Origin of the sequence: Natrinema salaciae (genome assembly GCF_900110865.1) — an archaeon.
Classification (GTDB): domain Archaea; phylum Halobacteriota; class Halobacteria; order Halobacteriales; family Natrialbaceae; genus Natrinema; species Natrinema salaciae.
In genome coordinates this window covers 667,707-689,393 of record NZ_FOFD01000001.1, presented here as the reverse complement: position 1 = coordinate 689,393, position 21,687 = coordinate 667,707, and the positions used below count along the sequence as shown (strand labels likewise).

Here is a 21,687-nt window from a genome sequence, read left to right as displayed (position 1 = left end):
AGCACTATCGACGGAACGAACCGGTGGACCACGCGTGGACGCCCGTGAGGATCGCGAACGTAAGGAGAATCCCTCCCGCAGCGGCGAGTCCAGGAATCGAAGCGCCCCCGGTCGCGATCGCGACGAGACCGATCGCCCAGAGCGCAGTCGCCACGGCGTATCGTCGTGGCCACCGTCCGGGCGAAGGAGTTTCGGTCGGTCGGCCGAGATACGAGTCGAGCTGTGACGTCAGCGGCGTCGGCTCGACTCGGCCTCGATCCTTGTCGTAGTCGACGATTCCGTGGTTGTCGAGCTTCGGAAGGTGCGACTGGTACAGGGAGATGTACACGCGCTGGCGGTCGCTCGAGCGCAGGTGCTCGACGGTCGTCCCTTGCTCCCAGGCAGCGATCTGTTCGGCGAGTTCGCGCAAGCGGACCGGACCCTCGGCGTCGCGAAGGTACCGAAGCACGTCTCGGCGACGTTTCGTCTGGAGGAGATGGTAGATATCGTCCAGCGAGAGGTCCGGCGGCGTGTCCGTATCGGACGCTCCAGCCGACTCGTCCGCGGTGTCCGTCCAACTGCGTCCGATCACGTCACTCTCGCCAGAGAGTATATTCGTCCGATAGATAAAACTACGGACCTGTCGTGTTTTCCGGATATATGCGCGAAGAGAACGGGTAGTAGGGCCGCGAACGGCCCCATCAGCGGTGCCACGGTCTCACAGCCACGAAAGACCGCGGACCGGTCTCGAGTACGGATGATCCACCGGCGTTCACAGCGACGTCGAAGGCGTGAACCAGTCGGAGCGATACCGACACTGTATTGTCTCCCTGTTCAGTAATAAAACCATTCCTTGGACCAAATATGGCTTTTTCGAGGGAACGGGTCATATGTGGGCTCTGTAACGAGGTTTTGTGTGAACGTTGTCGTACTCTGTGATCTCGATAGTGACGAACTGAGAGCCGGCGGGATCGAGTCCGCGGGTCGATTCGAGCGTGACCGCTCGCTTCTCAGGGGTCGATCGCCATCGGCGCGGTTCGATCCGTCAACTCCGCGCTGACGAGCGCCGCGTGACTCCGACGGAGTCGCTCCGAGAGCGCCTGGTGTGAGATATCTAACTCCGCCGCCAGCTCCTTGAGCGTCACCCCTCTCGGAACGTCGAAATAGCCGAGTTCGTGTGCCTTACAGATCGTCTCGTACTGCGTCTCCGTCAACGGCGTTTGCGCGCTCGCGAGGTCGTTTACACCGCTGATTCTGGTGACGTCGGCTCCGAACTCGTACTGCTCGAGCAACTCGTGACACGCCGAGACGGACGCCCGATCGTGAAAGAGCAGTTTCAGCATCCAGCGCCCCTCTCGGCCCCGCGCCGTCAGGATCGCACCGTCGTTCTCCGTCACGATCTCCTCGAACAACTTCACGCCGTCTCCGAACTCGAGTCGAAACAGCCAGCGGTCGTGTTGGCCAGGGTTCGGCCCGTCGTCCGCCGAGGATCGCTCTCCGTCGTCGGCCACGCTCGCGAGCACTTCGACCGACGGATCCGACTCGAGCGCTCGCCGGACGCCGTCGCGGTCCGGACCGCTCGTCCAGACGAGCGGTGGCGATCCGCCGATCATTCCGCCGACCTGAAACTCGAACGTCGACTCTCGATCGAACGTGCGAGCGAATCCGAGTCGATCAGCCGGGATCGCGAGTTCGACGACTGTGGTCATCATCGAAGCCCACCACAGAGACGTATAGACGGGTTTGGTTTCCGGTAGCCTTTCCCGCCACCCAATTCCGATGACTGTCACTTCTGCCAGAGGGTCGGTACTGCTAACGTGTCGCCTCGTGAGGGGCTCTCCACGGCCGTTCTAGCCACTTCCATTTTACGCCCCACCTTTCTTTACCCACAATTATCAGTGTGTTGTAGTTTGTGTCTCGGCCGAGAGACGACGGAACTACCTCGACCTGACCGTTCTCAAACTGTGCAACTCCCGGGCAGGTACAAGTGCGGTCGCGTCGCCGTTTCGATAGGCCACGAATTGAAAATTGGCCGACAGGGAATGTACGGTGTTCGTCACCGCGCGTCGTTTTCGTCGATGTGGTCGTCGACGGTTCGATCGATTCGCAGTCGTCGGTGACAGGGAACGCGGGGGGATGACCGAACCGCGTGCCACGTGTCGCGTCGAAACGGACACGCCACTGTAGGCGAACGCGCGTGGCCGTCCTGTGGACTCGAAGCGGCAGAAACGCGAACGCGACGTGGAACGTTCTTTCTCGCGGCCCGTCCGAACTCGGCGTGGTTCCCTCCGACGACATGCCCGTGGAGACTGCGCTGCCTACGGAGCCCGCGATCGTATTCGTACCGCGCGTCGTGGACGCAGAACGTCGCTCCCTCCACGAGCGAACGCAAGCGAGTGAGTCGTGGACGGCGGTTCACCGCTGGAGCCGTGCAACGGGTTCGTCGCCGTCGCCGCGTTCGAGTTCGACCAGCCCGTCCGACTCGAGGTCGGTCAGCAGTCCCTCGAGCCACTCGCGACCGTACTCGCCGTCGGGCGCGTAGTCGACGCGGATGCGGTGGCCGAGCGCGTCGAGGTCGAGTTCGTCGTACTCGCGGAGCGTGCCGATCACGCGACCGCGGAACTGCCGGCGGCTCCCCTCGAAGCTCGGTTGGGTCGGCACGTCGGGTGCGGTGAAGTCGCCGCTGGCGTACGCGCCGCACCACTCGCGCCACGGACAGCCCGCCTCGTCGCAACTCGGGGTCTGCTCGCAGGCGACGCCGCCCAGTTCCATGATCGCGTTGTTCCAGACTCGAGAGCGACCATCGGGCATGAGCTTGCGCGCGGCCGCTTCGAAGGCCGCGTCGTCGTCCGGCACGTCGAAGGCGCGGTAGAGCACACGCTTGACGTTCGTGTCGACGACTGCGTCGCCGTTGTTGAACGCGAAACTGGCGACCGCGTTGGCCGTGTACGGGCCGACGCCCATGAGTTCCTGCAGTTCGTCGGGAGTGTGGGGGAACTCCCCGTCGTAGTCGTCTTCGATCTGACCGGCAGCCTCGTGGAGGTACTTTGCCCGGTTGTTGTATCCCAGGCTGTGGTCCGTCCAGAACCCCACGACGTCGGCGCGGTCGGCGTCGGCTAGCGCGGCGGTCGTCGGCCACCGCTCGAGGAACGCCTCCCAGGCCTCGACGACCCGGTCGAGCTGGGTCTGTTGGCTCATCACTTCGCTGACGAGGATCGCGTAGGGGTCGTCGGTCCGTCGCCACGGGAACTCGCGGTGGTCGTCCTCGTACCACGCGATCAGCGCCTCGCGAACGGCCGCTCGATCGTCCGGCGGGGTCCACTCGTCGGCCGGTTCCGCTGCATCACTCATCGGTCCCGGTAGCGGCTACGACCCCTTACTGGTGGCGGTCCCGACCGACGACCGAGTCCGGGTCGGTCGACACCGACGAGACCACCACGAAAGGTCTATCCGATCCCCTCGAGTCCCCTCTCGTATGAGCCTCGACGATCTCAACGAGGACGTGACGGAATCGTACGCCGACTTCGGTGACGAGCTTGCGCTCTCGCTCGACCGCGAGACCAGAAACGAGCTCGCCCTGCTCGAGACCGCCCTCGAGCCCGAGGAGACGGACGAACTCGTCCGGCGGGCGATTCACATGCTCTTCCAGTCCACCGTCGACACCGGCAAACTCGACTTCCAGCTCCGAACGGCCTACGACGTCACGTACGACGAGTACCTCTCCGGCATGACCTTCGAGGAGATGACCGGCGCGGACCAGTACCCGACGATGGACGACGAGCGGCGCTACCAGTTCTGACGGACCGCTCACGGGTCGGGTGTCGATCCGAACGCCGTACTCGGCCGTCGCTCCGGTCGTGACAGCCGAACTGATTGTAGCCAGAATCCGTACTTCTACTCGCGTAATACGTGATCTTATTCGCTCTCAGCCCCTCGTATCACACATGACACTCAGTCAAAATTCACTCGAGTCCGAATACCTGTGTCCCAAATGTGCGGGCCCGCTGTCCGCCCGCCACGAGTCGTTCGCCTGCGACGACTGCGGCTACACGCCGCGTCACGGTGCCGATTAGTCCGGCGGCTCCGACTCCTCGAGTCCGACCGATTCTCGACGCGCGGTCGTCGTGATACCGGCGTCGCCGCCGGCATCGAACAGCGGTGGCCGTCACCCGCCGCAGGTCGACGGCCGCCCTCAGTTCGTGTTCGTTCGGTTTCCCGGTTCCCCGCTTCGTTCGCGCGATTGCGTTCCACTCAGCCGTCGCTCAGCGGGACGAACGGCAGCGTCGCTCGTTCGTCGGCCGAGTAGGTCAGCGCCTCCGTCCGGCTGACGCCCGCGGGCGTCACCAGGTCCATCACGCGCGGCGCGTTCTCGGCCGCACCGGGGGTGGCACCGCCGAACACGTAGTCGGCCGCGTCCTCGGCGACGGGACGGAGCGTGCCCCGATCCTCGGACTGGACCATCGCGACGACTTCCAGGTCCGAGAGCGGCGTCTCGCCGAACGCCGCCCGATCGACCGAGAGTGATACGGCGTTCGCGTCGTGGTCCACGTCGTCCCGAACGGCAATCTCGGATCCGTCGTCGTCGGTCAGCGGGTTCCCGCTCGCGTCGACCGCGCTCTTCGTGAACCCGCTCACCTCGAGGCGGTAGTGCCACGCCGACCCGAAGTCGGCGGCCAGGCCGATATCGCCGACTTCGGACGTCGTGCCGCCGTCCGCGTTCGGATCGCGGAGCCACAGCACGAACATCTGCGGCGAGAAGCCGCGGTCGCTTCCCCACGGGTTGTTCAGGGTTTCGACGTCGAACGAGAACCGGACGGTGCTCGAGGTCCGCGTCACCTCGAAGGAGTGGAGGTCGAAGACGCCGTCCGCGAACGCGTCGGCGGTCGGATACGTGTACTCGCCGGGGCCATCGTCGTCGCCGCTCGGGTCGTCGAACGACGCGACGGTCTTCGGCGGCGTGACCCGCACCGTCCGGCTGGCCAGGGACTCCCCCTCGGGCGTCCGGACGGTCACGTCGTAGGTGCCCGCGGCGTCGATCGTCGATCCGAACGCGAACGACTCGTCGGTCGCCCCCGGCGCGAACCGGACGTTTTCGACGGCGGTGACCTCGCCGTCGACCACGAGTTCCACGTTCGTCCCGCCGATGTAGTCGCCGTCGTTCGACCCGGTCGCCGCGATGAACGGCTCTCGGACGAACGTCTCCGCGTCGATCGACACGTCGATCTCCTGGTCGGGTCGCTCGTACCGGGGGAGCTCCGCTCTGTCCTCCCGCGTCGCCGGACGGAGCCGAACGGCGGTGCCGCCGGAACCGACCGTCGACGCCAGCAGGGTCGTGTCGGCGTCGACGATGGCCTCGTCGATGCGGACGTCCTCGAGGTTCTCGTCGTAGTCGGCGTCGATACCGTCGGAGTAGATCTCCGCGACGTACTTGTCGTCCGTGTGGCTCGGTCCACGGTCTCGCCCCTGTCCGCGTTTTTTCTCGTGGCCTCGGCCGTTTCCTTTGGCGTGGCCTTTGCCGCGCCCCTTTTCGTGGCCGCGACCGCGTCCCTTCCGGTGACCGTCGCCGTTTCCTTCTCGCTGACCTCGGCCCCAGCCGTGGTCGTCGTCATCGTCTCCCCAGTCGTGGTCTCCGTCATCCCACCAACCGCAGTCGTCGTCCCACCAGCCGTGACCGGACTCGAGGAAGTCGAGCGGGATCTCGAGCGCACGGCCGTTCTCGTCGGTCATCGCGCCGACGTACCACTCCTCGTCTTTCTGCCGGGCGGTGATCATGTACTCACCGATCGATGCGTCCAGGACGCGCGTGTCGTCCCAGCCCGCAGCCGGGACGTCCTCGATGAACTGGAACGCGGGAACCGTCGGGCCGGTGATCGGCGGCTCCTCGGGTTCCGGCATCGACTCGCCGGGCGCCGTGACGGCGATCGCATCGAGGTTGAAGCCGCCGGTGTCCGCGTCGGTCAGCGCGATGGAGAGGTCGGTGTCTCCGGCCTCGAGCGAGACGGTCGTCGCCGTCGCCGTCCAGACGTCCCAGTAGTCGGTTCCCGGGATCGACAGCTGCTCGACCGGCTCGCCGTCGATTCGGAGGGTAGCCGTCGCGTCGACGCCGTCCCCAAGGCCGTTGTCGGCCTCGTAGTTCGCCACTCGGAGGTGGACGTCGTACTCGCCGGCGTCGACGTCCTCGAGCGTCCAGGTGGCCGTCGACCCGTTGTCGACGCTGTTGGCGTCGACGGGGACGTACGCTTCGCCCTGCGCGTGGGCCCACTCGGACTGCGTGACGAACCCGTCCAGCTCGGCGTGTTGGGCCTGCGCGACCTCCCCGACGCGGAGCGTCGCGGGCTGATCGGCCAGATAGGAACTCGGCAGGTCCGCGACCATCTGGAGGCCGCTGAAGTACGTCGGGTACATCGCGAGCTGTTTGGCCCGCGTCGTCTCGATGCCGCCGGAGCCGGAGTCCATGTCGAAGATCCCCGGCGTGTACTCGACGGGACCGCCGAGCATCCGCGTGAACGGGAAGGTGACGTGGTGGGCGGGGCTGACGTTGCCGAACGCGTCGTACTCCTGGCCTTTCACGCCCTCACGCGTCATCAGGTTGGGGTAGGTCCGGCGGCGGCCGGTCGGGTGGATCGGCTCGTGGATGTCGAGCAGCTGCCGGTTTGCCGCCGCGGTCTCCGCGACCAGCGTGTGGTGGTTGACCAGCACCTGATTGTGGTGGTTGAACCCCTCTCCGGCCAGATTGCCGCTGTCGGCGACGTAGCCGTTCTTGATCGTTCGGATCCCGAGGTCGTCGTACAGCCCGAACGCCGCCTCGAGCTGGGACTCGTAGTTGCGAAAGTCCCCCGCCGTCTCGTTGTGCATCGTCATCTGCGTCGGCGGCTCGAGGCTCGCGCCGTAGTCGGTCACTCCCTCGAGGTCGAAGTCGGGATACGGTTCGGTGAAATCGAGCTCGCTCCCGTCACCCGGGTAGCTCGACCAGCCCTGGTTCCAGCCCTCGACGAGCACGCCCGGGATGTCGTGCTCGCTCGCGAAGTCCATGTACTGCTTCGCCCGGCCGGTCTGTGCGCCGTGGTTGCCGGTCTGCGGGCCCTGGTACTCCCAGTCGGCTCGGCCGGTGATCATCAGCCACCAGACGCCGATGAACTTCTGGGGTTCGATCCAGTCGGTCCCCTGCGTGAACACGTCGTCGCTGTAGTCGTCGTTGAGGTTGACGATGAGGTTCGATTCGACGAGGTCGCCCGGCCGGTCGCCGAGCTGGATCGTCCGCCACGGCGTCACGTGAGGGGCGGACGCGGACACTTTCGTTCCGTCGGGAAGCGGCGCGAGGGTCGACTCGAACTCGGTGTCGCCGCTCTCCTGCGGCGCGATCGCCAGCGACGCGTAGTCGTCGAGGTTCGCCTCGTGGACGCTGAGGTAGCGATCGTCGGCCGTCCGCATCGTCATCGGCGTGTGGACGCCGTCGAACTCGCCGCCCAGCTCGTCTTCGAGCGTCGAGCCGATCTCGCTCAGCGATGTCTCCTCGTACTCCACTTCGAAGTTGTTGTAGTCGTTGGGAATCCACCACGACTCGTAATCCTCGGCGAAGGCGTACTGGGTCCGCTCGGACGTGATGACGAACTGGTCGCCGAAGCTCTCGTCGAAGAGGAACCGGAATCCGAGGCCGTCGTCGAACACCCGCAGCTCGAGGGTGCCGGCCCGACCCGGTCCCGCGGTCTCCTCGAGACCGAGTCGGAGTTCGGTGTAGTGTTCGCGGATCTCGTCGTACCGATCCCAGACCGGTTCCCAGCACGTGTCGACCGTCGTCCGTTCGCTTCCAGTGACGGCGATATCGGTCGCGTCGCCGCCGACGCCGAACGGCGACTGGCGCTGGAACTCGAACCCGAGACAGGAGGGCTCGATGACGGTCGTCCCCTCGAACGAGACGCTGTAGGACGGCGTCCCGTCGCCGACGTCGACGGTTACGGCGACGCTGCCGTCGGGCGAGGACACCGTCTGCGTCGCCGAATCGTCGCCCCCACAGACCGGCGAGGCCGCGTGCGCCGAAACGTTCAGCGAGTAAGCCGACGCCGCGAGCAGTGACGCCATACCGCCGAGTACTCCCCGTCTCCCGTACGATTCGAATGTGTGGTGTGATCTTTCATCAACCATTACATCCATACGTCCCGATACGTACACTAAAAATTTACTACGAATCATGGTAGGAGTGAGTGAATATAAATTGGAAGATTGATACATTCGACTCGTGTCCGTCGAACACTCGAGAGTCGGGTCGGTCTGCCGACGCCGTGACGAGCCTGGCGGAAATCGGTCTCAGAACGAGTGCCACGAGTCGAGCGCGACTCGGCCGCCCGTTACAGTCGGAGCGATCGTCGCGACCGCGGCGAGAAGCAGGAGCGTCGTCTCAGTCGTCGATCGGTGCCGCACTCGAGAGCGCTTCGTCGATGTCGGCCTCGGCCATCTTCTCGACCAGGGCCTCGATCACTTCCTCGCGCTTGCCGGTGACGAACTTGATCGAGCCGACGACGAGGTGGCCGCCGCCCGAGACGCCGCCGCCCGCGATCTCGGCCTCGAGTTCCGAGACCATGTTGGGGATGTCCAGACGGACGCCGTCACTGCGGAGCACGGCGAAGTCCGGGCCGTACCCGACCGTGATGACCGGATCACCGGTTTCCTCGATCTTGCGGTCGTGGATCTCGCCGGTCGTCTTCCCCGGCGCTGGGTAGGTAAAGCGGTGGGCGTAGTTCTCGACGTCGATCCGGTAGAGGTGCGCCCCGTTCTCGAGCGTCTCGTGCTCCAGGTGGGGCATCGCGGCGTCGAGTTGCTCGTCGACCTCCTCGCGACCGCGCTCCGCGAAGAACTCGACGAGCTCGTGATGGCGCTGTTCGTCGTCGCTATCGACCTCGAGCAAGTCCTGAATGAGCTGGTCGCCGGAGTTGTAGCGCAGCCAGAAGGCGGCGTAGTCGAGCGCCTCGCTGACGTCCTGCAGGCGATTCTCGTCGTACCCTTCCTCGGCGGCGAGCTCGAGATAGTCGTCCATCGCGTCGGCCTTCGAGCGATCCGAGAGGCCGGCGACCGCGGGAATGTGGCGGAGTTCGCCGGTGATGTCGGGGTAGATCATCCGTGCGAGCTCCACGCAGAGCATCCCCGTCGTGATCCGGTAGTCCTCGTCGTGAAGGTAGGGGTTCACGTGGGCGTCGAGCAAGTCCTCCACCGCTTCGGGGTCGGGATGGTGGTGGTCGACGACCGCGATCGGGATGTCGTAGTGGGCCAGCGTCTCGTAGGCCGGAACGTCCTCGGCCGTCGAACCGTTGTCGAGCATGAGCAAGAACGGGAGCTGCTGGCCGTGTTTCTCGCGGTCCTCGAGCGCGAAGTTCAAGTCGCGAGTCGCGTCCTCCATCTCGTAGAAGGGCGCTTTCGCCGGCAGCCGCTTGATCAGGTGACGCGGCGCGTTCTCGTCCTCGTGGACGTCGGCGATAAAGCGCTGGAGGGCGATCTGGACGGGGACCGCGGCACACATCCCGTCGCCGTCGGCGTGGTGGCGCACGCGGATCGGACGCCCCTCGAGCACCATCCGGCGGAGGAGACGGGCGACTTCCTCGAGATCGGGGCGGAGCTTTTCGAACGCCGGCCAGTCGATCAGCGGGTCGACGTCGTTTGGTTCGGCGCGGGCCTCGAGCGCGTCTTCGAGTCGCTCGCGGGCCTCGTCGGCGTCCTCGCCCTCGAGCGTCGTGAGGCCGTCGACCTCGATCTGGACCGAGCCTTCGCGGTGTTCCGGCGTCCCGGTGACGCGAACGATGTCGCCGACCTCGACGGCGGGGTAGGCGCGGACGCCGGCCTCCTCGAAGGCCGCACAGGGGACGACGCCCTGCTCGTCGGCGACGTGGAAGATCGTCGGGCCGCCGGTCTGTTTGACCTGGGTGACCGTCCCTTCGAGGTGGATCTGTTCGCCGATGGTACGTTCGAGGCGGCCGGTTCCGGTCAGCGAGTAGTCGTGGCCGACCTCCTCGAGCGTGTAGTCGTCGACGTCGACCGGCTCGAAGGCCAGGTCGCCGTTCTCGCGTACGCTTTCGAGTTCGACGACGAGTTCGTCGCCGACGGCATAGGTACCCTCGAGGACGGATTCGTGGACGAGTCCGGAGACGGAGTCGGAGAGATCGACGAAGACGCCGTAGTCGACGATGCCGTTGATCACGGCCAGATAGGGGCGGCCCTGCTCGACGTCGTCGGCGGTACAGTCGGGAGCGAGATCGTAAACGACGGAATCCCCGTCGTCTGCGCCGGGTTCCCCGGCGGAGTCACGCGTCATCTTGCTTCGCTGTTTGGGGTGGTCGCGTATAACCCTTGTCAAGAAGCGATGGCGGGCGAGGCGCTATTTTGGAACCGATTCGATGACGTCCGGAGTACGGCGGTCTGTACGACCGAGGCCGACGAAGACGTAATGCGAGCCAGGCTCGACGGGATCGTTTCGACGGATGCGGTCCCGGTCGACGCCGGGCGCGTGGCGGCGTTCCGTGGGAACCCGCGCATCGGAACGTTTAGCAACCGCAAGGCCGCAGGTGGGGATATGGGGCTGTTCGACGCGCTGTTTCGCTCGAGCGAGATCCTCGGCATCGCCGAGGAGACCCTCGAGTTCGCCATCGAGTCCTCCGAGGAGACGCACCCGAACGAGTACATGGGGTTCCTCCGGGGGACCGAGGCCGACCGGCTGGGTCTGGACCGGGACGGGCTGGTGATCACGGATATCCTCGTGGTACCCGGCACCGAGTCCAACAGCGTCAGCGCGACCGTCAAGACGAACCAGATTCCGAACGACGTGAAGGCGCTGGGAAGCATCCACTCCCATCCCAACGGCGTCATCAAGCCGAGCAACGCGGATCTGGACACGTTCGGCCGGGGGAGCGTCCACGTCATCATCGGCGCGCCCTACCGTCGGACGGACTGGAAGGCGTTCGATTCACAGGGAACGCCGACCCAGTTGAACGTGATCGACGTCGACCTGCCCGAGACCGAGGACTTTTTCGATTTCACGCAGGCGGACATCGACGAGGAACTGCGCCGATGAGCCCTCCTATGCTCGAGACGATGCCACCAGTGACTATCGCACGACCGACGGCTGGATCGCCGCGAAAACCGCACACCGGATCGACTGCGGGGCAGCCATGACGCGGACGGTCATCGCACAGGGGACCTTCGACATCCTCCACCCCGGTCACGTCCACTACCTCGAGGAGGCCGCCGCGATGGGCGACGAACTGTACGTGATCGTCGCTCGCAAGAGCAACGTCGATCACAAGAAAGCGCCGATCTGCCCGGGCACTCAGCGCCGCGACGTGGTCGGCGCGCTCGCGGCCGTCGACGAGGCAATTCTCGGCCACGAGGACGACATCTTCGTGCCCATCGAGGAGATCGACCCCGACGTGATCGCGCTCGGCCACGATCAGCACCACGACGACGACGCCATCGCAGCCGAACTCGCGTCTCGCGGGATCGACTGCGAGGTTCGCCGGGCGAGTGGCCGAGAACCGGCCGACGACGATCAACTGCTCTCGACGCGGCTGATCATCGATCGGATCCTCGAGCGGCGGGGGTGAGGACCGGGCGGATCGCGTCGGCTCGAAGACCGCCCGCGGACCGTCGTCGGGCCCGTCGAGAAACCGCGATCGGTGGTCCGATTCGGCTCAGTTTTCGAGGATGACTGGCGGCGGCAACCGGAGCGAATCGACCGTGTGCCCCGTCTCGACGAAGTGTTCGATCGCCTTCTCCGACACTTCTTTTGCGGTGTAGCCGTCGGCAGTACTGATCTGCCAGTCACACTCGAGGCAGTATTTACACATTCGTCTGTCTACTGTGAGTCGGTGGCATAGGCGGGAAAGACTCGTGCAGGAAAGCGAAGGGACCGGTATCGCGCAACTGTGACCCGTGAGCGGGTAAATCGGGTCGGCCGTCCGCGGACGGTCGGTTCCGGAGTGGCAAGGAGAAGCCCCGTCCCTTTAGGGCGGGACGACCGTCACTCGTCTTTGACGCCGGGGTTGGTCACGGCGCCGTTCGCCGCCGAGCCGAAGGCGCGACCGAACTTCGCCAGGACGCCGTTCTCGTAGTTAGGTTCGGGCTGTTCCCACGCCTCGCGTCGAGCCTCGAGTTCGGCCTCGTCGACGTCGACCTCGAGGGTGCGGTCTTCGATGTCGATGGTGATCACGTCGCCGTCCTCGATGAGACCGATGGGGCCACCGGCGAACGCCTCGGGGGCGACGTGGCCGATCGAGAACCCTCGCGTCGCGCCGGAGAAGCGGCCGTCGGTGATGAGCGCGACGTCTTCGGCGTGGCCCTGCCCGGCGACCGCGCTCGTGACGCCCAGCATCTCGCGCATGCCCGGGCCGCCCTGTGGCCCCTCGTTGCGGATGACGAGCACGTCGCCGCTCTCGACGTGTCCCTCCTGAACGTACTCCATGGCGTTTTCCTCCGCTTCGAAGACGCGGACGGGGCCTTCGTGATGGAGGTCGTCGTCGCCGGTGACCTTGAGGACCGAGCCCCCGGGGGCGAGGTTGCCCGTCAGAATCCGGATCGCACCTTGCTCGTTCTTCGGCTCGTCGACGGTGTAGAGGAAGTCGACGTCGAGCGCTTCGATCGCCGGCGGATCGAGGGCCTCGAGTTCCTCGCCCATCGTGTTCCCCGTGATCGTCAGCGCGTCGCCGTGGAGCAGACCGGCCTCGTAGAGGGCGTTGAGAACGACCGGGACGCCGCCGACCTCGTGGAGGTCGTGCATCACGCGCGTGCCGCCGGGCTGGAGGTCGGCGATCTTCGGGGTGCGCCGACTGATCTCGTCGAACTCCTCGATGGAGAGGTCGACGCCGGCCTCGGCGGCCATCGCCAGCAGGTGGAGGACGGCGTTGGTCGAGCCGCCGATGGCGACCTGCAGGGCGATGGCGTTCTCGAACGACTCCTTGCTGAGGAAGTCGGACGGCTTGCGCTGTTCCTCGACGGCTTCGACGGCGAGTTCGCCGGCCTCGCGAGCGACGTCGTAGCGCGATTCGGCCTCGGCGGGCGGGCTCGCGCTGCCAAGCGGCGCGAAGCCGAGCGCTTCCGAGATCGAGGCCATCGTGTTGGCGGTGAACATCCCGCCACAGGAGCCCGCGCCGGGACAGGCGTGGCGCTCCATCTCGGCGAGTTCCTCGCTTTCCATCTCGCCGTCGGCGACCGCACCGACGCCCTCGAAGAGGTTCTGAACGGTGATCTCCCGCCCCTCGTGCTCGCCGGGCATGATCGAACCGCCGTACAGGAAGACCGAGGGGAGGTCCGTCCGGATCGAGGCCATCATCATCCCGGGCATGTTCTTGTCACAGCCGCCGATGGTGACCAGTCCGTCCATGCGCTCGCCGAAGGAGACCAGTTCGACGGAGTCGGCGATGAGTTCCCGGGAGATCAGCGACGCCTTCATCCCCTCGGTTCCCATCGAGATCGCGTCGGAGATGGTGATCGTCCCGAACTCGATCGGCATGCCGCCGGACTCGTCGACTCCCTCGAGCGTCGATTCGGCGACGTCGTCGAGGTGGACGTTACATGGCGTGATGTCGGCCGCCGGATTGGGGACGCCGATCATCGGCGACCCGAAGTCCTCGTCGTCGAACCCCATGGCACGGAACATCGCTCGGTGGGGGGCCTTGTCCGGGCCCGCCGTCACTTCGCGACTCCGCAACTGCTCGTCTTTCCCGTAATCGAACTCGTCGTCGCTGCTCATGCTCTGCCATTGCTTCGAAAGCGTATAAGTTACCCTTTCCGGGTCACCCGTTCGCGGGCACTCGGACGGGCGAACTGGTTCGGTCGCGCGGCGGCGGTCCGGCTCGAGCCGCCGTCCGATCAGTACCGAAAGTAGTCCCGAGACGGCGACCGGCCGGGGACGGCGTACGCGAGGTAGCCGACGAGATACGTCCAGAAGAGCGAGCCGTAGCCGACGCGCTCTTGCCGGCGGGCCGACGTGTCGACGGGGCAGGCGCGGTCGTAGACGACAGCCCCCTCGCGGCGGAGCCGTAAGGAGAGGTCGGTGTCCTCGAGGAACCCCAGCGAGTCGTCGAAGCCGCCGACGGCGTCGAACGCCGTCCGGCGCACGCTGCAGTTACACCCGGGTTGCTGGACGAAACCGACCGGCCAGGAGACGCGATACCACCAGTCCGAGAGCAGCCGAAAGAGGACGCGGTGTCGAACCCCGTCCTCGAGCGGCCGGAGCGGCCCGCCGACGCCGACGACGTCGCCGGCCGCGTAATGGCGGCAGTGTCGGCGGACCCACGATGGCGGGACGACCGTGTCGGCGTCGGTGAAGAGAAGGACGTCGCCGCCGGCCGCGGCTGCCCCCCGGTTTCTCGCCGGACCGGGGCCCGCCCCGCGGTCGTCGATCAGGGCCCGGTCGACGGTCGGATGCGCTCGAGCGACCCGCGCCGTCTCCGTTCCGGTCGCGACGATGATCACCTCCAGACGGCCGTCGTACGCCTGCGCGGCGAGCGAATCGAGCGTTCGCTCGAGTCGGGGTTCCTCGTCGCGGGCGGGAACGACGACCGAGGCGTCGAGTGCCGGCATCGTCGGAGACTGGCGGCGGGAGCGGTATAACCGCTGTGTCCCGTCGCTCTCTCGAGCCCGACCCCCGTCTCGTCGGTTCAGTTCGACGCGACCGTTCGCGATCGCCGATAGCGGTCGCCCGGACGGCCGAGGCAACGTACGACCGTCTCGGCGGATCTTGTGGTTGAACGGCCGATCACTATTTGCAACCAATATAATCCATAGGTATATGTATGAGGTAATAATACATCATGGCTGCATGCAAGACGATACCAACCACACGTCCGACACGAGCACCGACGGATCAATCAGCAGACGCACACTCGTCCGCGGCGCTGCGATGGCCGGGCTCACCCTCGCCGGTGCGGGGGCCGCTTCGACGGCGACGGCCGCGGGTGAACAGGTGTTTTTCCAGTACTTTCACGAGACGTGGCCGACGATCACGGACGACCTCTCGAGGGTCGCCGACCGCGGCTACGACGGCGTCTGGATCCAGGCGCCGCAGGAGAGCGAACTCGCCTGGAGCGATCAGGACGGCCGGAACGACCCGCCGCTTGGCTACCAGCCCGTCGACTTCCGCTCGTTCGACAGCGAGTTCGGCACCGAGGCGGACCTGCAGCGGCTCGTCGACACCGCCCACGACAACGACCTCGAGGTGTACGTCGACTGCGTGATGAACCACATGGCCGCGAACCGCGGGTACGACTTCCCGCAGTTCGAGGAGAAACACTTTCACACCCACGTCGGATCGATCGACGACTGGGACGACGAACACCAGGTCGAACACGGGGACCTCCTCGGGTTGAAAGACCTCGCGCAACTCGAGTCACACGGCCACCAGGACACGGCTCCGTACGTCCGCGAACAGCTGTACGAGTACATGAAGAAAATCGCGAACGTCGGCGCCGACGGCTACCGGTACGACGCCGTCAAGCACGTCGAAACGGAGTTCTGGGACCAGTACGCCAACCCCTGGGCCGACGAACTCGACATGAACCGCATCGGCGAGGTGTTCGACGGCGACGTCGACTACGTGCAAAACTACGTCGATACCGGCATGAACGCCTTGGACTACCCGCTGTACTTCGTGCTGGACGACGTCTTCGACTACGGCGACATGGGCCACCTCGAGGGGGCTGGCGTGACGGGCCAGGACCCGTGGCACGCCTGGCCGTTCGTCCAGAACCACGACGAGGGCGCGCCGCCGCAGTACCACCTCGCACACGCCCACGCGCTCACGCTCGAGGGGACGCCGATGGTGTACAACCGCTACCCGGACGAAATTCTCGAGGACGATGCGATCACCAACATGGTGTGGGTCAAGACGAACCTCGCCGGCGGCGCAACTCACTGGCGACACACCGATTCCGACCTCGCGATCTACGAGCGAAAGAACAACCTGCTCGTCGGGCTGAATAACAACACCGACGAGTGGCGCAGCAAGTGGGTGTACACGACGTGGCGCAACGAGACGCTCAAGGATTACAGCGGCACCGCTGACGACGTGCAGGTCGACGGCAACGGCTGGGTCGAGCTCTCGGTTCCCCCGGAGGGATGGGTGTTCTACGCACCGTACTGATCGCACGACCGGCGACCGACGCCGCGCGGCGGCGTCGCCGCGTCTCTTTGCCACCGTCGAAATCCCCTTGACGGCGCTGCCCTTAGGCCGCGACATGGCGACCGTCAGCGCGGGTGCGAGGCTCCACGTCGGCTTTCAGAACCTCTCGCTCGCTCGCGAGCGACTCTACGGCGGGATCGGCGTCGGGCTCGCGGAACCGCGGGTGACCGTCACCGCCGAGCCCGCTGCCGGCGTCGCGTCCGACGATCCGCTGGTCCGAGCGTACGCGAGCCGCGCCGTCGACGTCCTGAACGTCTCGGGCATCGCGGTCGCACTCGAAGAGTCCTTGCCGCGACACGTCGGACTCGGCAGCGGAACCCAGCTCGCACTCGCCGTGTTGACGGCGACGGCTCGGGCACACGGTCTCGAGCCGCGAGTTCGTGAATCCGCGCCGGCGATGGGACGAGGAGGTCGCAGCGGCGTCGGCGTCGCGACGTTCGAGGGCGGCGGGTTCGTCGTCGATGCGGGCCATCCGACGACCCGGTTTACGACCGAGCCGCCGGCCGAGGGCGACTGGACCGTCCCGCCGGTAGTCTCCCGTCACGACCTGCCCGCCGACTGGCGGTTCCTCGTCGTCGTCCCCGACGCCGACCCCGGCCGCAGCGGTGACGACGAGGACGCGAGCATGCGCACAGTCGTCGAGCGCGCCGATCCCGCCGTCGCCGACGAGATCGCCGGCGTCGTCACCCGAAAACTGCTTCCGGCCGCCGCCGCGGGCCGACTCGACCCCTTCGGCGAGGCCATCGCCGAGATCGGGCGCAAAAACGGGTCCTGGTACGCGGACGCCCAGGGCGGCGTCTTCAGGCCGCCCGCGGGCGAACTCGTCGAGGCCCTCGAGGGCTGTCAAGTCCTCTCCGGCGTCGGCCAGTCGTCGTGGGGGCCGGTCGTCTACGGCGTGACCGATACCGCTCACGCCGACGAGGCCGAGGCCGCAGCCGACGACGCGCTCGCGGCTCGCGGACTCGAGGGACGGGTTATTCTCGCGGAGCCGGCGACGAGCGGGGCTCGAGTACGCGTCGACGAGCGGTGACGCCGCTTCGAGTCCGGAGAACGCCGACGGTACCTACCGAACGTCGACGCTCCCGTCTGCGCGGACCGTGACCTCGTGACTACAGTAGGTGAACTCGACGAATCCCGAGATCCGCGTCCGGCTCGCGGTCGATTCGAACAGCGCGTCCAGAGCGGTGGGGTCGATCGCGTCCGCCAGCACGCACTCGAGTTCGAGCGGGTCGACCCCGTGCTCCGTCGCGACCGCTTCGACGACGAGTTCGCTCGGCGGTTTCGTTCGGGAATCGTCGGACACGGTATTCGGGTAGTCGTCAGTGGTTCGGCTCCGGACGAACGGTGACCGACACACCGAGTACGTCGCCCGGATTCGGGATCGCAACCGACAGGTGCTCCAGCAGCGGGGTTAGCGCGATCAGATCCGAATCTCGGTTCCAGTCGACGACGCCCGCGTCGTGAAGCATCGGGAGGTGGACGTGTCGCAAGCGGAGACCGACGTCTCGCCGTTGCTCGGGTCGGACCGCCGCAGCGTCCACCCCCGCTTCGACCGCTACGAGTTCGATCGCCAGCCGATCGACGCTCACCGGTTCCCGGTGCGTCGTCAGATACCGGAGCGCGTTCCGCCTGGCCGAGTTAGCCAGTAACGCGTGTATCGTGTCGAGGAATTCGGAGGTGCCAACCTGGTCGATTCGCAGTCGTTCTACCATGGTCACCCAGTGGAACGGATCGAGCAAAGCCTCCCCTCCGGGCTACTCATGGTCTTTATCTCACTAGTAATGCTCTCCCTGAATATCGGTGTTAAGCGTTTCGCGATCCGGGCCGGAGGAAAACGGATTCGAGGACTTTGTCCGCCCCGCGGCGCACCCGCTCGGAGAACGCCTGGACGGACACGCCGAGTTCGTCCGCCAGTTCCTCGTACTCCACCTCGCGGGGGACCTTGAAATAGCCCCGCTCGACGGCCAGCGAGAGCGCCTCGTACTGCGCGTCGGTCAGTTCGTAATCGTCACCGTCCGCCCCGAGATCCGCGAGCGAGGAGACGCGGTTGAGCCGGTACGCGATGTCGTTCTCGGCACAGTACTGGTTGAACTGCGCCAGCCCGGCGTGTTCTTCGAACCGAATCCGAAAGAGCCACTCGTCGTCGCTGTGGGCCTCGAGGATCGTCGCGTCGGTCCGAGCGATCCCGGTGATCAGCTGTTCGGCCGGGTCCTCCCACTCGATCTTGTAGAGCGCCCGGTCCTCGTACTCGTCGAGGACGGCGATCGATTTGACGTTCGGGCTCTCGTCCATGGCAGCTTCGAACGATTTCAGATCGGTTCCGTACCCCCAGATGTACGGCATGACCCGCTTTGCGGCTGGTACGACGCGTTCGATCTCCACCGAGAGTCCCGGGTACTCGGCGATGATCTGTCCGAGGAGGAACTCGTCGGCCTCGATCGATATTTCGGCGATGATGGCCATGTGGTGGATACGTCCCACACCGTATTAGTCCCCGATCCGAGGGACGACTGCGGCCGGAACCCCGGCTGCCACAACAGGTAAGCGGGTCCGTCCGAACGGAAGCATATGGAGCGGATGCCGCTCGGAATCTCGCGACTCGACCGGATGATCGGCGGCGGTGCACCCGCCGGGAGCGTCGTCCTGCTCGCCGGCGAGTCCGGCGCCGGTGCACGGGAGTTCTGCTACACGAGCACCGCGATGAACGGGCTCGTCGACGCCGATCCCGACCTGTTCGACCTCTACTACGGCGACCTCGAGCCGGACACGACGATCCCAGCGGATGTCCACTACGTCTCGTTCACGGACGAGCGGAGCGCCGTCGTCAGCGAGATGGAGTTCGTCATGGACGACGACCTCGTCCGGGCCGGGATGACCGACATCACGTTCGTCGAGTTCGCGGAGGAGTACTTCCAGCTGACGCCGGTCCCGACCGACTGGTACGCCGACGGGATGGCCGACATCACCGAACTCGGCACGCACAACGACCGGACCGACGTCCTCGAGGCGCTGGGCGAGTATCTGACCGAACACGCGACGGGCAGTCTCGTCGTGATCGACTCGGTGACGGACCTGGTCGCGGCGGCCGACGACCGGCTCGGCTGGTCGGACCTGACCGTCCTGCTGAAGGGCCTCAAGCGCGCGTCACACCGCTGGGGCGGCGTGATCCTCCTGCTGGTCAACTCCGATCTCCTCGGGTCGACGGAACTTGGACAGCTCAAGGAAGCCACCGACGGCACCCTGCTGTTCGAGTGGGAGAGCGGCGGCTCGGAGCGGGCCCGGACGCTCGTCGTCGAGCAGTTCCGGGGCGTGCTCTCTCGGCTCGAGGACGAGGACATCGTCCGGTTCGAGACCGAGATTCACGACGGCGGCTTCGATATCAGTAACGTCCGGAAGATCCGCTGAGGGACGGGTCCGGTGCCGGACGGCGAACTCACGGACTGAGTTCGAACCCACACTTATACGCTCGCCATCCCTAGGTCCGATAGATGTCGAGCCAGGACCACGACGAGAGCGGCGTCGCGTTCGCACTCCCCGCCGCAGTCGACGACTGGCTAGCCGAGGAAGCGACGCGGCGCGGCGAGACCCGGGACGACGTCTGTCGACGCCTGGTGACGGCCGCGCACACCGTCGCGACCGCCGACGGCCTCGAGCCGGCGGACCGCGCCGACGTCGTCGAGCTGCAGGGGCAGCTCGAGGCCCAGCGCGAGGAGTTCGCCGCCCACCTCGAGGACGTCCGCGATCGGGTGATCCAGGTCAAACGTGAAACCGACGGGAAAGCCCCCGCGGATCACGACCACGACGAACTCCCGACGGAGGCGGAGTTCGCGGCGCTCAGTGGAGATCTCGATGCGCTCGAAACGACCGTCGAAGCCGGATTCGACAACTTCGAAACCGTCCTCGACGACCTCCTCGCCCGGACCGACGACCTCGAACGGCGGTCGACGCTGGTCGCGCAGGCCGTGGTCGACCTCCGGGACCGGCGGACCGAACTCGCCGACCGACAGCGCACTCGAGCGGCCGTCGACGACCTCAAACTGGCGGCGAACCGGCTCGGGATCGACGCGGCGAGCTGTACGGACTGTGGCTCGAGCGTCGACGTTGCGCTGCTGACGGCTCCCGAGTGTCCCCACTGCGGACGCCGGTTCGCCGACGTCGCGGAGAAATCGTCGCTCTTTGGCTCCCCGCGACTCGTGACCGGCGACCCGCCAGCGCTCGAGGGGCGCGTCGAGGACGGGGCCGCGTCGACGCCGGCGGTCTTCGCGGCCGTCGAATCGGAGGGAGAAGCCGACGCCCCCGAAACCGAGCCTTCGGGTTCGAACGATGCGCCGAGCGGGGACGGCCGATGACCGACGGCGCTCCAGCGGACGACCGAGACGGGACCGAGTTCACGCACGACGAGGGGCCGGATTCCGGGACCGATGCCGGCACCGAAACGGACCGCGAGGCGAGCGATCGAACCGACCCGCTCGCCGACCTCGCCGCGTCCGTCGAGGGAGCGGCCGACGACCGCTCGCGGTCGAGCGAACCCGACTTCGACGACCTGTTCGACCGGCGGGACACCGCCGAAATCGACGGCGAGCGTCTCTGGGCCCAACTCGAGGGCGACGACCACGCCGAGATGCCCGTTCCGGTCGATCGGGAGATCCGCGAGGTCGAGAAGCGGGCCTACTGCCAGCGTTGTGACTACTTTACGGCCCCGCCCGAGGTCGCGTGCACCCACGAGGACGCCGAGATCCTCACCGTCCCGACGACGGAGACGTTCCGAGTCGCGGACTGTCCGTTCGTGCTCGAGGACGAGGCGCTCGAGAACGGGGACTGAGAGGGTCGATTGATCCGAGTCGACCGACGGAGTGGAGTATTTTTGGCCGCCGAGTTCGTACCCAGTCGATATGCAATTCTGCGACGACTGCGGCTCGATGATGAAAGCGCGGGGCGACCGCATGGTCTGTACGAACGACGACTGCGGGGCCTCGAGCGAACGGGACCGGGAGCAGGAAGACGCGTTCGTCACGACGGAGTCACAGACGGACGACGACGTGATCGAGTCCGACGAGAACGCGAACTTCGAAGGGAAGCCGAAGGCAACCGACGTCGTCTGCGACGAGTGCGGGAACGAGGAAGCGTGGTACACCCTCAAGCAGACCGCGTCGGCCGACGAGCCGCCGACGCGGTTCTTCAAGTGTACCGACTGCGGCTATCGCTGGCGAGAGTACAACTGAACCCGTCGCCGGAGCACGTTCTCGAGCGGGGACTCACCGTTCCGTCAGTTCGGTTCGGAGTTGGTCCAACAGATTGTCACCGCCCAACAGGAGCGCGACTCCGAGGAGAACGAGTACGGGAAGCAACGCGATGTAGCGAGCGACGCCGGTCAACGGGACGATCTGTAGAACGCTGCCGTAGAGGACGGCGAGCGTGAACACGGTTTCGATAGCCGCCGTTTTTCGCTCGAAATCTTCGAGGTCTTTCACTTCCTTGGAGGCGGAACCGCCGAAACTGGCCATATTGCTGGTTCGACGATACGGCTACATGATACTTCTGCCCGGCCG

General features: G+C 66.2%; 22 protein-coding genes. 10 read left to right on the top strand and 12 right to left on the bottom strand.

The window, feature by feature from the left end; all coding sequences use genetic code 11:
- Nucleotides 1-4: 4 nt before the first annotated feature.
- From BMX07_RS03365 to BMX07_RS03355, 3 genes are all read right to left on the bottom strand, one after another.
- Nucleotides 5-571 carry a DUF7344 domain-containing protein gene (locus BMX07_RS03365; RefSeq protein ID WP_090613689.1) on the bottom strand — a complete coding sequence of 189 codons (567 nt, stop codon included), beginning with the start codon at nucleotides 569-571 and terminating at the stop codon, nucleotides 5-7.
- Nucleotides 572-989: 418 nt separating this feature from the next.
- Nucleotides 990-1,688 carry a helix-turn-helix domain-containing protein gene (locus BMX07_RS03360; RefSeq protein ID WP_090613686.1) on the bottom strand — a complete coding sequence of 233 codons (699 nt, stop codon included), beginning with the start codon at nucleotides 1,686-1,688 and terminating at the stop codon, nucleotides 990-992.
- Between the two features lie 706 nt (nucleotides 1,689-2,394).
- On the bottom strand, nucleotides 2,395-3,330 hold the full coding sequence (locus tag BMX07_RS03355) for an HhH-GPD family protein (protein WP_090613684.1): 936 nt from the start codon (nucleotides 3,328-3,330) through the stop codon (nucleotides 2,395-2,397).
- 124 nt (nucleotides 3,331-3,454) lie between these two features.
- Between BMX07_RS03355 and BMX07_RS03350 the strand changes: the two genes are divergently transcribed.
- Nucleotides 3,455-3,778, top strand: a complete 324-nt coding sequence (locus BMX07_RS03350) for a ribbon-helix-helix protein (RefSeq protein ID WP_090613681.1) — start codon at nucleotides 3,455-3,457, stop codon at nucleotides 3,776-3,778.
- A gap of 145 nt (nucleotides 3,779-3,923) precedes the next feature.
- Complete coding sequence (locus tag BMX07_RS25385) at nucleotides 3,924-4,052, top strand: hypothetical protein (RefSeq protein WP_281246919.1); 129 nt, start codon at nucleotides 3,924-3,926, stop codon at nucleotides 4,050-4,052.
- Nucleotides 4,053-4,230: 178 nt separating this feature from the next.
- On the opposite strand, the gene BMX07_RS03345 is transcribed toward BMX07_RS25385, so the two are convergent.
- Together BMX07_RS03345 and BMX07_RS03340 are read right to left on the bottom strand one after the other, a co-directional pair.
- The gene (locus BMX07_RS03345; RefSeq protein ID WP_090613678.1) at nucleotides 4,231-8,121 is read right to left on the bottom strand and encodes a glycoside hydrolase family 97 N-terminal domain-containing protein; all 3,891 of its coding nucleotides are present in this window, start codon (nucleotides 8,119-8,121) and stop codon (nucleotides 4,231-4,233) included.
- A 253-nt stretch (nucleotides 8,122-8,374) separates the two neighbouring features.
- The gene (locus BMX07_RS03340; protein WP_090613675.1) at nucleotides 8,375-10,279 is read right to left on the bottom strand and encodes a Hef-associated nuclease; all 1,905 of its coding nucleotides are present in this window, start codon (nucleotides 10,277-10,279) and stop codon (nucleotides 8,375-8,377) included.
- A gap of 258 nt (nucleotides 10,280-10,537) precedes the next feature.
- Between BMX07_RS03340 and BMX07_RS03335 the strand changes: the two genes are divergently transcribed.
- Both BMX07_RS03335 and BMX07_RS03330 read left to right on the top strand, forming a co-directional pair.
- Nucleotides 10,538-11,035 carry a Mov34/MPN/PAD-1 family protein gene (locus BMX07_RS03335; RefSeq protein ID WP_090614834.1) on the top strand — a complete coding sequence of 166 codons (498 nt, stop codon included), beginning with the start codon at nucleotides 10,538-10,540 and terminating at the stop codon, nucleotides 11,033-11,035.
- 97 nt (nucleotides 11,036-11,132) lie between these two features.
- A complete protein-coding gene (locus BMX07_RS03330) occupies nucleotides 11,133-11,564 on the top strand; it encodes an FAD synthase family protein (RefSeq protein ID WP_090613671.1) in 432 nt (143 codons plus the stop codon).
- Between the two features lie 87 nt (nucleotides 11,565-11,651).
- On the opposite strand, the gene BMX07_RS24160 is transcribed toward BMX07_RS03330, so the two are convergent.
- From BMX07_RS24160 to BMX07_RS03320, 3 genes are all read right to left on the bottom strand, one after another.
- Nucleotides 11,652-11,807, bottom strand: a complete 156-nt coding sequence (locus BMX07_RS24160; RefSeq protein ID WP_175480026.1) for a hypothetical protein — start codon at nucleotides 11,805-11,807, stop codon at nucleotides 11,652-11,654.
- Nucleotides 11,808-11,980: 173 nt separating this feature from the next.
- Nucleotides 11,981-13,708 (bottom strand): dihydroxy-acid dehydratase, encoded by a 1,728-nt coding sequence (gene ilvD / locus BMX07_RS03325; protein ID WP_090613668.1) that lies wholly within the window; start codon nucleotides 13,706-13,708, stop codon nucleotides 11,981-11,983.
- A gap of 119 nt (nucleotides 13,709-13,827) precedes the next feature.
- Nucleotides 13,828-14,541 carry a glycosyltransferase family 2 protein gene (locus BMX07_RS03320; RefSeq protein ID WP_090613665.1) on the bottom strand — a complete coding sequence of 238 codons (714 nt, stop codon included), beginning with the start codon at nucleotides 14,539-14,541 and terminating at the stop codon, nucleotides 13,828-13,830.
- A 238-nt stretch (nucleotides 14,542-14,779) separates the two neighbouring features.
- On the opposite strand from BMX07_RS03320, the gene BMX07_RS03315 reads away from it, so the two are divergent.
- Both BMX07_RS03315 and BMX07_RS03310 read left to right on the top strand, forming a co-directional pair.
- Nucleotides 14,780-16,099: an alpha-amylase domain-containing protein gene (locus tag BMX07_RS03315; protein ID WP_090613662.1), complete on the top strand. Its 1,320-nt coding sequence runs from the start codon at nucleotides 14,780-14,782 to the stop codon at nucleotides 16,097-16,099.
- A gap of 94 nt (nucleotides 16,100-16,193) precedes the next feature.
- Nucleotides 16,194-17,168: a beta-ribofuranosylaminobenzene 5'-phosphate synthase family protein gene (locus BMX07_RS03310; RefSeq protein WP_090613659.1), complete on the top strand. Its 975-nt coding sequence runs from the start codon at nucleotides 16,194-16,196 to the stop codon at nucleotides 17,166-17,168.
- A 33-nt stretch (nucleotides 17,169-17,201) separates the two neighbouring features.
- On the opposite strand, the gene BMX07_RS03305 is transcribed toward BMX07_RS03310, so the two are convergent.
- From BMX07_RS03305 to BMX07_RS03295, 3 genes are all read right to left on the bottom strand, one after another.
- On the bottom strand, nucleotides 17,202-17,441 hold the full coding sequence (locus BMX07_RS03305) for a HalOD1 output domain-containing protein (RefSeq protein ID WP_090613657.1): 240 nt from the start codon (nucleotides 17,439-17,441) through the stop codon (nucleotides 17,202-17,204).
- A gap of 16 nt (nucleotides 17,442-17,457) precedes the next feature.
- The gene (locus BMX07_RS03300; protein WP_090613655.1) at nucleotides 17,458-17,850 is read right to left on the bottom strand and encodes a DUF7344 domain-containing protein; all 393 of its coding nucleotides are present in this window, start codon (nucleotides 17,848-17,850) and stop codon (nucleotides 17,458-17,460) included.
- Between the two features lie 91 nt (nucleotides 17,851-17,941).
- Nucleotides 17,942-18,601, bottom strand: coding sequence for a helix-turn-helix domain-containing protein (locus BMX07_RS03295; RefSeq protein WP_090613652.1), 660 nt, complete (start codon nucleotides 18,599-18,601; stop codon nucleotides 17,942-17,944).
- Nucleotides 18,602-18,706: 105 nt separating this feature from the next.
- Here BMX07_RS03295 and BMX07_RS03290 point away from each other — a divergent pair, with 105 nt between their 5' ends.
- The 4 genes from BMX07_RS03290 (at nucleotide 18,707) to BMX07_RS03275 (ending at nucleotide 21,360) form a co-directional block, all read left to right on the top strand.
- The gene (locus BMX07_RS03290; protein ID WP_090613648.1) at nucleotides 18,707-19,543 is read left to right on the top strand and encodes an RAD55 family ATPase; all 837 of its coding nucleotides are present in this window, start codon (nucleotides 18,707-18,709) and stop codon (nucleotides 19,541-19,543) included.
- An 83-nt stretch (nucleotides 19,544-19,626) separates the two neighbouring features.
- The gene (locus tag BMX07_RS03285; RefSeq protein ID WP_090613644.1) at nucleotides 19,627-20,487 is read left to right on the top strand and encodes a hypothetical protein; all 861 of its coding nucleotides are present in this window, start codon (nucleotides 19,627-19,629) and stop codon (nucleotides 20,485-20,487) included.
- Nucleotides 20,484-20,960, top strand: coding sequence for a DUF8135 domain-containing protein (locus BMX07_RS03280; protein WP_090613642.1), 477 nt, complete (start codon nucleotides 20,484-20,486; stop codon nucleotides 20,958-20,960). The genes BMX07_RS03285 and BMX07_RS03280 overlap by 4 nt, the downstream gene beginning before the upstream one ends.
- 70 nt (nucleotides 20,961-21,030) lie before the next feature.
- A complete protein-coding gene (locus tag BMX07_RS03275; protein ID WP_090613639.1) occupies nucleotides 21,031-21,360 on the top strand; it encodes a transcription factor S in 330 nt (109 codons plus the stop codon).
- 33 nt (nucleotides 21,361-21,393) lie between these two features.
- On the opposite strand, the gene BMX07_RS03270 is transcribed toward BMX07_RS03275, so the two are convergent.
- Entirely contained in the window at nucleotides 21,394-21,642 is a 249-nt protein-coding gene (locus BMX07_RS03270; RefSeq protein WP_090613636.1) for a hypothetical protein, read from the bottom strand.
- Nucleotides 21,643-21,687: the final 45 nt, after the last annotated feature.

Coding starts and splice junctions, on each gene's coding strand:
- BMX07_RS03360 (WP_090613686.1), bottom strand. CDS start 1,688: ATGACCACAGTCGTCGAACTCGCGATCCCGGCTGATCGACTCGGATTC.
- BMX07_RS03355 (WP_090613684.1), bottom strand. CDS start 3,330: ATGAGTGATGCAGCGGAACCGGCCGACGAGTGGACCCCGCCGGACGAT.
- BMX07_RS03350 (WP_090613681.1), top strand. CDS start 3,455: ATGAGCCTCGACGATCTCAACGAGGACGTGACGGAATCGTACGCCGAC.
- BMX07_RS25385 (WP_281246919.1), top strand. CDS start 3,924: ATGACACTCAGTCAAAATTCACTCGAGTCCGAATACCTGTGTCCCAAA.
- BMX07_RS03345 (WP_090613678.1), bottom strand. CDS start 8,121: ATGGTTGATGAAAGATCACACCACACATTCGAATCGTACGGGAGACGG.
- BMX07_RS03340 (WP_090613675.1), bottom strand. CDS start 10,279: ATGACGCGTGACTCCGCCGGGGAACCCGGCGCAGACGACGGGGATTCC.
- BMX07_RS03335 (WP_090614834.1), top strand. CDS start 10,538: ATGGGGCTGTTCGACGCGCTGTTTCGCTCGAGCGAGATCCTCGGCATC.
- BMX07_RS03330 (WP_090613671.1), top strand. CDS start 11,133: ATGACGCGGACGGTCATCGCACAGGGGACCTTCGACATCCTCCACCCC.
- BMX07_RS24160 (WP_175480026.1), bottom strand. CDS start 11,807: ATGTGTAAATACTGCCTCGAGTGTGACTGGCAGATCAGTACTGCCGAC.
- ilvD (WP_090613668.1), bottom strand. CDS start 13,708: ATGAGCAGCGACGACGAGTTCGATTACGGGAAAGACGAGCAGTTGCGG.
- BMX07_RS03320 (WP_090613665.1), bottom strand. CDS start 14,541: ATGCCGGCACTCGACGCCTCGGTCGTCGTTCCCGCCCGCGACGAGGAA.
- BMX07_RS03315 (WP_090613662.1), top strand. CDS start 14,780: ATGCAAGACGATACCAACCACACGTCCGACACGAGCACCGACGGATCA.
- BMX07_RS03310 (WP_090613659.1), top strand. CDS start 16,194: ATGGCGACCGTCAGCGCGGGTGCGAGGCTCCACGTCGGCTTTCAGAAC.
- BMX07_RS03300 (WP_090613655.1), bottom strand. CDS start 17,850: ATGGTAGAACGACTGCGAATCGACCAGGTTGGCACCTCCGAATTCCTC.
- BMX07_RS03295 (WP_090613652.1), bottom strand. CDS start 18,601: ATGGCCATCATCGCCGAAATATCGATCGAGGCCGACGAGTTCCTCCTC.
- BMX07_RS03290 (WP_090613648.1), top strand. CDS start 18,707: ATGGAGCGGATGCCGCTCGGAATCTCGCGACTCGACCGGATGATCGGC.
- BMX07_RS03285 (WP_090613644.1), top strand. CDS start 19,627: ATGTCGAGCCAGGACCACGACGAGAGCGGCGTCGCGTTCGCACTCCCC.
- BMX07_RS03280 (WP_090613642.1), top strand. CDS start 20,484: ATGACCGACGGCGCTCCAGCGGACGACCGAGACGGGACCGAGTTCACG.
- BMX07_RS03275 (WP_090613639.1), top strand. CDS start 21,031: ATGCAATTCTGCGACGACTGCGGCTCGATGATGAAAGCGCGGGGCGAC.
- BMX07_RS03270 (WP_090613636.1), bottom strand. CDS start 21,642: ATGGCCAGTTTCGGCGGTTCCGCCTCCAAGGAAGTGAAAGACCTCGAA.